This is a genomic window from Chitinophaga solisilvae, from assembly GCF_009928525.1.
Lineage (GTDB): Bacteria > Bacteroidota > Bacteroidia > Chitinophagales > Chitinophagaceae > Chitinophaga > Chitinophaga solisilvae.
Genome location: NZ_JAABOK010000033.1, coordinates 1 through 8,004, shown reverse-complemented (window position 1 = coordinate 8,004; position 8,004 = coordinate 1). Strand labels below are relative to the sequence as shown.

General features: G+C 52.3%; 1 protein-coding gene. It reads right to left on the bottom strand.

What is annotated here, in order from left to right; all coding sequences use genetic code 11:
- Positions 1 to 8,004, bottom strand: an 8,004-nt coding sequence (locus GWG06_RS30275; protein ID WP_160718167.1) for a non-ribosomal peptide synthetase, incomplete at both ends; no start/stop codon positions are given.

Below are 8,004 nucleotides of genomic sequence, written 5' to 3'. Positions count from 1 at the left end.
TGCTGCAAACCACCACCGTCGCAGCGGTATCTTCCAGCATGTAATGAATACGGTCTTCCGGATAAAGCGGATCTACCGGCACATACGCGCCACCCGCCTTCATAATACCGAGTATGCTCACAATCATATCAAGGCTCCGCTCCAGGCATACCGGCACCAGCGTTTCTTCCTGCACGCCTTTGCTGCGCAGGTAATGTCCCAGCTGACAGGCGCGTTCATCCAGTTCACGGTAAGTGAGGTGCTGCGATTCATACACAACTGCTATTCGTTCAGGCGTACGCGTTACCTGTTGTTCGAAGATGTCCAGGATCGTAAGATGTTCCGGCCAGGCCGCCATAACACCGGAGAATTCGTGCAGTAATGTCTGCTGATCGTTGTCTGTCAGCAGGGATATACCGCCCAGCACCGCTGTTTTTACCGATACCATCTGTTCCAGTACCTGCCTGAAATGCCGGGTCAGTTGCCGGATATATACTTCGTCCAGCAGCAGCGTATTATAGCTGAAGTGAAGCTGCAGCTGTTCTCCTGCCACCACCACAATGGTCAACGGATAGTTGGTGTGCTCCTGCAGTTGTGCAGCTTCCATCGAGAGTTTCCAGTCGGAAGATTCCAGTGTTTCGCTGACAGGATAGTTTTCATATACGAGGATGCTGTCAAACAGATCACCGCTCACACCTGCCCAACGCTGAATATCACTCAGGCGGGTATATTCGTATTCCCTGGAACGGATCTGGTCATCCTGCAGGGCTGCCAGCCATTCCGTTACAGCCATATCGCGGCGGATACGGATATGCAACGGCAGCGTGTTGATATAAAGTCCGACGCGCTGCTCCACACCCGGCAGGCTGATATTACGTCCGGATACCGTAGCACCGTAGACAACGGAATCGTTGCCGGTATAGTTGTGTAATATCCAGCCCCAGGCGCCCTGCATAACGGTGTTGACAGTAAGTCCGTGCTGCTGCGCATATAGTTGTACAGCGGCTGTCAGCGTATTGTCCAGCAGCAGGCTTTCCTTGCCGTACCTGCCTATACCTTTGGTGCGGTCGGCTGTAGGTGGAATGAAAGGCAGGAGGCTGGCTGATTCCAGGCCCTGCATATATCCACGCCAGTAATTTTCTTCTGCTGCTTTATCCTGTGAGTGGATATAACGGATATAATCTTCATACTTATCTTCTGTAATAACCGGCAATACGGTGTTACCAGCGAGCGCTTCATACGTCTGCAACAGCTTCTCTATCAGCACTGGTAATGACCAGCCGTCGAGCAGCAGGTGATGGTATGTCCATACCATGCGGCAGGCTTTGTCGCCTGTCTGCAGCAGGGCAATACGCATCAGCGGCGGTCTGTTATAATCAAAGCCCTGCAGCTGATCGGCGGCGATATAGGCGTCGATGGCCTTTTCCTGTTCTCCTGCGCTGAAGTGTCTGTAATCCAGTATCCTGAATGGAACGGTTACATCGCGGTGCACACATTGTACCGGTATCTGTAAGGTATCGTAGTTAAAGCTGCTGCGCAGGATGCTGTGCAGTTCCAGCATCCGCTGCCAGCTTTGTTGTAACAGCCGGGTGTCAGCATTGTTTATGGTACATACAAACTGTTCTGTATAAGCGCCGGAATGATCGTCATACAGGCCATGGAACAACATTCCTTCCTGCAATCCGCTGAGGCGGCTGATGGAAGTAACTGCTGATGTTTCCATTTCAAGGCTCTGCAGGAAATCGTCCAGCTGCCGGTAATCCGCTACGCCGGTCAGCCCGTAGTCTGACGGGGTGCGTACCGTTCCGCGGCGGCCCTGTTCTACGCTATGTCCGATCAGTAATTGCAGTGCGTGCAGATACTCATCTGCCAGTGCTGTGATCGCAGCTGCCTCGAAATGCAGGGAGCTGTAATTCCACTGGAGTGATAACACACCATCGCGGATCATACCATTGACAGTAATTTTTTCTCGCAGCAGGTAATCACCGGAAGTATCACCACCGGTACTTTCAGCAGCGATGCTGATATATCCGTCTTCCCTGGCGGTATTGTCCAGCTGGCCGAGATAATTGAATACAAGTTCCCAGGGTTGATGTCCCTGTAATGCAGGCGCCTGGCTGATATATTTCAGTACGCCGTAGCCCAGCCCTTTGTCAGGAACAGCACGCAGCTGTTCTTTCACACTCCTGATGAGATCTGACAGGGTATCAGCGCCGGAAACGTCCAGGCGCACAGGATACAGGCTGGTAAACCATCCTATGGTACGACTAATATCCGCTTCCCTGCTGATTTCTTCGCGGCCATGTCCTTCCAGACCGATGACCACCTGCTGCTGCCCGCTGCTGTTGCACAACGTGCGGGCCAGTGATGCCAGCAGTATATCGTTGATTTCTGTCTGATACGCGGCTGGCACTTCCTGTAACAACTGCCGGGTAGCAGTGGCATCCAGGCTGACAACATACGCACGGATGTCCTTCAGTCTTGCCGGCTCAACGGATTCTCTGACCAGCTGCAGACCTGGCGGCGCTGCCACCACCTGTTCCCAGTAGCGCTGCTGCGAAAGCAGCTGCGGGCGGCGGCTCCAGGCTGTCAGCTCCTGCTGCCACTGCCGGTAGGAAGTACCCTTCACGTCAAGGGCTATACGCTTCTGTTGTATACCGGCAGTAATCAGTGCAGTAATATCTTCCAGCAAGATGCGCCAGGACACCATATCTACGGCCAGGTGATGAATAATCAGCAGGAGACGGTTGTCTGCCACCTCAGCACCTGTTTTAAATAATACCGGAATAAAAACTTTTCCCTCCTGAACAGCTACCTGTTGCTGGTATTGCAGGCCTGACGCTGCGATCCTTTCAGGCAGGGCATTTGCAGCCACGGCTATCAGATCTTCCGTCACAATACCGGTATACTGATTTGTATATTCCTGTTGCCATCCGTTGCCTGTTTGTGTATAGCGGAAGCGCAGTACATCGTGGTGTGACTGGACAGCTGTTATTACATCTTTTAAAATTTCTTCGCTGACATTTTTACTGACAGCCAGCAAAACGCTCTGGTTATAGTGATCCTCTACCGGTTGTTGTTCCAGGAACCATTGCTGGATGGGCAGCAGCCCGGCGACGCCCGTCAGCGTACCTTGTTCGCTGTGAATATTACCGGTTGTTTTACGTTGCAGCAATACTTCGCTCAGGCCACTCACTGTCTGGTACCGGAATATATCGCGGGCCTGCAGGGCATATCCATGGCGCTTCGCGCGGCTTACCACCTGTATGGTGATAATAGAGTCGCCTCCCAGCCGGAAGAAATTATCGTATATGCCTACCCGTTGTAACCCAAGCAGTTCTTTCCATATTTCTGTCAGCAGCAGTTCCGTAGCATTGCGCGGCGCCACATACCTGGTATCTGAAAGTTTTTCTGCATCAGGAGCCGGTAATGCCTTCCGGTTCACCTTACCGTTGGATGTTAATGGAATAGCATCCAGCACCACCCACAGCGCAGGTGTCATATAGGCCGGCAGATGGGCTTTCAGCCAGGCTTCCGCCTGTTGCGGCTGAAAATCAGCTGCCACTACATAACCGACCAGCCGTTTATTGCCCTGCGCATCTGTATTCACGGCTACCACGTTCTGTTTTACCAGACCGCTCTGCTGCAGCACACTTTCTATTTCTCCCAGCTCAATACGGTAACCACGGATTTTCACCTGGTCATCCATACGGCCCAGGTACTCTATATTGCCGTCCGGCAGCCAACGCGCCAGGTCGCCGGTACGATACAGGCGATCATTTTTATCTTCACTGAAAGGATGCGGGATAAACCTGGTTGCCGACAATTCCGGCAGGTGCAGGTAACCGTCTGCCAGCCCGTTACCACCAATACACAGTTCTCCTGTTACCCCCACCGGCACCTGATTCATGGCAGCATCGGTAATGTACAGACTGACATTATCAATCGGTTTACCGATCAGGATGCCCTGCGCCAGCTGTTCAACGCCACCGGCAGTGTTAAAGGTAAATATGCTGCAGCCTACGGTAGATTCTGTAGGACCGTATTCATTGATGATCTCCACATCCAGCGCATTATCCAGCCAGTACTGCACGTGATTGAGCTGTAAAGCCTCTCCTCCCAGCACCAGCCGGCGGGTAACGGCATTTTCCTTACTGAAGAATTTCTCCTGCGCCAGCAGCTGCATATGCGCAGGCGTCAGCTTGATAAAGTCATATGGTGCATGGCGGAGAAACAGCGGATCTTCAAATACTTCCGCAGCGCTGCCGTTGCCGATCACCACGGACTTGCCGGCCAGCAAAGGCATAAACATAGCTGTGAGGGAAGCATCGAAGGTATAGGAGAAATGTACAAAGCTGCCGGATGGCTGGCTGTCTGCATTCATATACCAGGCTTTTTCATTCCGGATATAATGCAGCAGGGCAGCATGACGGATCATTACGCCCTTGGGCTTACCGGTACTGCCGGAAGTATAGATGATGTAGGCCAGCTGCTCCGGCGCAGGTAACTGCGGTAACGCAGTAAGCGGGCAGGCAGCTATATCAGCCGCAAAATCAGCCGGCACCAGGACACGTATATCTTCCGCTACCGGTAACACCTGCCGGCTGTTATGACTGCTCAGTACAATACCGGCATTAACATCTTCCAGAATATACCTGATCCTGTCTTCCGGATATGCCGGATCTACGGGCACATAAGCGCCACCGGCTTTCAGAATAGCCAGTATACCAGTCAGCATGTCCAGGCTCTTTTCGATACATACCGGTACCATTACACCGGCCTTCACCCCCTGCGCACGCAGGTAATGCGCCAGCTGATTGGTACGTTCATCCAGTCCGCGGTAAGTAAGTATTCCTTCATGACTCACAGCAGCGGCAGCATCCGGCGTTTTCAGCGCCTGTGCTGCCAGCACGTGCATCATCGTCAGGTTATCTGCAGCAGGGACTGCATGACCGGCAAAAGTATGCAGCTGCTGCAGTTCAGGCGTTGTCAGCAACGTCAGTTCATGCAGCTGCTGTCTGCCTTCTATGATGATCTGTTCCAGCACGGAACGGAAATGTCCTGTCAGCCGTTGTATGTAGCTATCGTGGAGCAGGCTGCTGTTATAGCTGAACTGAATATCAATAGTATCAGCGGCAGCGATGATGATGTTCAGCGGATAGTTGGTATGTTCATGTACGGCAATATCCTGCAGTTTAAGTTTCCACTGAGAAGATTTTACCACCTCGCTCACGGGGTAGTTTTCATATACCAGCAGGGTATCGAATAGTTCGCTATCCTGACCAGCCCAGCGTTGTACGGCATTGAGCGGGGTAGATTCATATTCCCTGGAGCGGATCTGATCTTCCTGTAAGGCAGATAGCCAGGCGGCAATATTTTCCTGTATGGCAGTTACCTGCACATGCAAGGGCAGGGTATTAATATATAATCCCACCCGCTGTTCTACGCCCGCCAGGGAACTGTTACGGCCCGAAACCGTAACACCGTATACGACATGATCTGACCCGGCATATTTATGCAGTATCCAGCCCCAGACACCCTGCATCAGCGTATTTACAGTGATGCCATTTTCTTTGGCGTAGGTCTGTACTTTTGTTGTAAAGAGATGATCGAGCGTTAATACTTCTGCAGCATAATGACCGATACCTCTTGTACGGTCTGTGGTTGCCGGAATGAAAGGCAGCAGTGTTCCGTTATCCAGCCCTTTCATATAGCCGCGCCAGTAGGTTTCTTCTGCAGCTTTATCCAGCGAATGTATATGGCGGATGTAATCTTCAAAACGGTCTTCGGTGGTGAGTGTCAGCACCTGTCCGGCAGCAAGGGATTCATAGGCTGCCAGCAGTTCCGCTATCACTACAGGAATAGACCATCCGTCCAGCAGCAGGTGATGGAAAGTCCATACCATCCGGTATACATTTTCACCGGTCTGCAGCAGCGTCACCCGCATCAGCGGAGGTTGCCGGTAATCAAATGCTGTTGCATTGTCTTCTTCCAGAAATGCCTGTATGGCTGATTCGTCCTGGCTACGGCAGTCGAGCACCCGGAATGGTAAGGTAACCTCGCGGTAAACATATTGCACTGGCACACGCAGGGCGTCATGGTTAAAGCCGCTGCGCAGGATAGTATGACTGCTCAGTACCTGTTCCCAGCTCTGTTGCAGCCATGTGGTATTTACATCGGTGACGGTGCAGATAAACTGTTCCATATAGGCAGCAATATGCTGATCGTAGAGACTATGGAACAGCATACCTTCCTGCAATCCGCTCAGGCGATATAATGCAGTAATGGATGCTGATAAATTATCCGGGCCACAGAGCAGCTGGTCCAGCTGCCGGTAATGTACCATACCGGTTAAACCGTAATCAGCAGGTGTAAACACAGGCGTCTGTTGCGCTACGCAATGGCTGATCAGGATATGCAGCTCCCCGAGATAGGCAGCGGCCAATGCTGCGATTGTTTTCTCTTCAAAATGCAGGCGGCTGTAACTCCAGTGCAAGGACAATACGCCCTCCTTCACCATGCCGTTGACCGCAATTTTTTCCCGCAGGAAATAATCTTCGTGCACATCAGCGCCGGCTGCTTCTGTGGCTACCTGTATACGTTCGCTACCCTGTGCCATGCTATCCAGCTGCCCCAGGTAGTTAAACACCAGCTCCCACGGTTGCCGGCCCTGTAAAGACGGCTCCCGGTTAATATATTTCAATACGCCGAAGCCCAGACCTTTGTCCGGAATTTCCCGCAATTGTTCCTTTATACTTTTGATGAGATCTGCGGAAGCACCGGTATCAACGGTACGCAGCAATACCGGATACAGATTGGTGAACCAGCCAACAGTGCGGCTGATATCTGTATCACGGCTGATCTCTTCACGGCCATGTCCTTCCAGCCCGATTACCACCTGCGTAGTATTGCTCCAGTTGCCCAATGTACGGGCAAGCGCCGCCAGCAGTATATCGTTGATCTCTGTGTGATAAGCTGCAGGCGCCTGTTGCAACAAAAGCTGCGTGGCAGCAGTGTCCAGTTCAACCGTCAGTTGCGCGGTATCTTTCAGCTGTGCAGGTTTATCACCAGAAAAATCTGCAGGCAGTCTGAAATCCGCGGCTACGGCACGTTGCCAGTAATCCAGCTGTGACCGTATCTGTTCCCGCTGACCATACCTTGTCAGTTCCTGCTGCCACTGACGGTAAGAAGTACCCTTAACGTCCAGGGCTACACGCTGACCTGACAGGCTGCCTTCCAGCAGGCGGGATAAGTCTTCCAGCAGGATGCGCCAGGAAACTACATCCACCGCCAGGTGATGAATCACCAGCAGCAAACGGTTCTCTGGTATATTTTCTCCCGTAGTAAATAATACTGACCGTAAGATATTGCCTTCGCTGATATGCAGTGACTCCTGGTAAGCCTGGCTACGGATGGCGATTTCTTTGGTAAGGTCTGTAGCGGCAACACCGGAGAGGTCTGTAGTTTCCAGCACCGCGTAATGATCACTGTAGTATTGCTCCCGGCCCGAAGCGGTTTGTCTGTACCGGAAACGCAGCGCATCGTGATGCGATTGCAGTTCCTGTAATGCTTCAGACAACATGGCGGCTGTAATACTTTTATCTGCTGATAATAAAATACTCTGGTTAAAATGATGCTGCACCGGCTCCTGTTCAAAGAACCATTGCTGGATTGGCAACAGGCCGGATACACCGCTGAGTAATCCCTGTTCGCCCTGCCCCCCTGCCTCCTGACGGCGCGCCTGCAGTACTTCACTCAGGCGGCTGATGGTCTGGTGCAGGAAGATATCACGCGCCTGTAACGTATAGCCGTGACGTTTAATACGGCTCACTACCTGGATGGTAATGATGGAGTCGCCTCCCAGCCGGAAGAAATTATCGTATATGCCTACCCGTTGAATGCCCAGCAGTTCCTGCCAGATTTCGGCCAGCAGCGATTCTTCAGCGTTACGCGGAGCTGTGTAGCCGGTATCGGACAGCGAATCGTCCGCCGGCTCTGGTAATACTGCCCGGTTTACTTTGCCGT